This window comes from Vibrio sp. 10N.222.52.B7, from assembly GCF_041474275.1.
Lineage (GTDB): Bacteria > Pseudomonadota > Gammaproteobacteria > Enterobacterales > Vibrionaceae > Vibrio > Vibrio crassostreae_C.
The window spans coordinates 1-1672 of sequence record NZ_JBFRTU010000191.1 but is presented as its reverse complement, the minus strand read 5'-3'; the positions used below and the strand labels follow the sequence as shown (position 1 = coordinate 1672).

Annotated in this window: 1 protein-coding gene and 3 tRNA genes; 3 read left to right on the top strand and 1 reads right to left on the bottom strand. The window is 42.6% G+C overall.

The features are described 5' to 3' along the window. Positions 1 to 93 precede the first annotated feature (93 nt). A complete protein-coding gene (locus AB4512_RS22280; protein ID WP_017064543.1) occupies positions 94 to 882 on the bottom strand; it encodes a lipase family protein in 789 nt (262 codons plus the stop codon). A gap of 349 nt (positions 883 to 1231) precedes the next feature. Here AB4512_RS22280 and AB4512_RS22275 point away from each other — a divergent pair. The 3 genes from AB4512_RS22275 (at position 1232) to AB4512_RS22265 (ending at position 1581) form a co-directional block, all read left to right on the top strand. After that, a tRNA-Leu gene (locus AB4512_RS22275) sits at positions 1232 to 1318 on the top strand. A 67-nt stretch (positions 1319 to 1385) separates the two neighbouring features. Beyond that, a tRNA-Cys gene (locus AB4512_RS22270) sits at positions 1386 to 1459 on the top strand. A gap of 46 nt (positions 1460 to 1505) precedes the next feature. Further along, a tRNA-Gly gene (locus AB4512_RS22265) sits at positions 1506 to 1581 on the top strand. Positions 1582 to 1672 lie beyond the last annotated feature (91 nt).

Sequence of the window (1672 nt, the reverse complement as noted above, 5' to 3'; positions counted from 1 at the left end):
CTCCGGGAGGCGCCTCCATCATTCAGAAAAAACCAGTCCTAGTGACTGGTTTTTTCGTTTCTGGCCCCGCTAAAAGCTTCCTACGTACCCATTTCAATGCTTATCAAAGAAATCTTTGTTACGGATATACTTGCTCATCAAGTGGTAAGAGAAAGGTCTTATCAGCCAACTAAAGATAGAGCGACCAAGGCGGATTAATGTAGGAGTGTTCTCATAGATTCGTCCGTTATAAAGCCAAAGCACTTTACCTACATGCCAATAGAGCAAAGGAACCGGTGGCATGAAGGTCACGATGTCGATGTCACAGCAAATTCGGTAGGTCTTCTTACTCATGCGATAGTGCTTTCGAAAGCTCCAATCACCAATGGCGGGTTGGCCAAAAGTCACTATTCGTTTAATACAGCCTGGGTACTTTTGATCAAAGTAATCAGCGAAGACACAACCGATAGCGCCTCCGGAAGAGTGGCCAGTAATAGACACTCTTTTTCCTTGTTCGATGAGAGGTGTGAGCGTGGCTTCCAAGCGCTCAATAACGGTTAAGCCAAGCTTATCTTCATTACGACTTGGCTGGCTCTCTTGAAACATTAGATGGTAGAAACCCGCATGCACACGATAATTGAGCCCAATTCTCTTACAGCTTCTTGTCCATAGAGCAAAGGTTAGTAGCCAATCTGAGATACTGTGCGATCCTTTGATTACCACAACCACTTCATCTTTGTCGCTACTCCACAACACTCTAATCATGGTTTTACCAAACTGGTTCTTGATGATGCGTTGTCCATTAGGGTCAAAACCATAGCGAGTCTGCTTAAAAACTCTAGGGTAGGCGAGGTTACAAAGAACGGCATAGCGCTCATATTGATATCGTTTTAGTGGTTTCACATGTTTACTTCTTAATAAGAGTTACTTCAAACTCTAATCGTTGAATGTGAAAAGCACATGAAAACGCCATTTGCTTGGTTTAAAACAATAAAATCACCGTATTCAATTGGTATTTGAATCAATGGTTGTCAGTGATTTGTCCGTTTAAATTAGAAATCCAAGTATAAGAACCGTACAAGCTGCACTAAATTTATTCTTTTGAGTTCGATAATTAATCACTTGAATTAAAAGATAAAATTTATTGTTGACGAATTTTTTCCTTCCGTTAAAGTACACCTCGTTCTCACGGCTTAGGTCGCTGAGAGATGGTGTTTTTACTTTTCAGTAATCGGCCTCGCAAGATTGCGTTGCCCTGGTGGTGGAATTGGTAGACACAAGGGATTTAAAATCCCTCGGCGTTCGCGCTGTGCCGGTTCAAGTCCGGCCCGGGGCACCATCTATCTAGCTTCTACATTTTGAGTAGAGTGATGAACAAAGAGTTGTTCTCTTAAATCACTATTAAAGGCGCCTTGGCAGAGTGGCTATGCAGCGGATTGCAAATCCGTGGACCTCGGTTCGACTCCGGGAGGCGCCTCCATTCTTTCTCTTAGTTTGATAAGTTAAGAGATAATAAAAATGAAAATGCGATACTAGCTCAGTTGGTAGAGCGCAACCTTGCCAAGGTTGAGGTCATCGGTTCGAACCCGATGTATCGCTCCAAATTTTGTAGTGTTGATTCATTTCGACATTAAGATGGTGTTTTACTTTTCAGTAATCGGCATCGCAATAAAGAATTGCGTGCCCTGGTGGT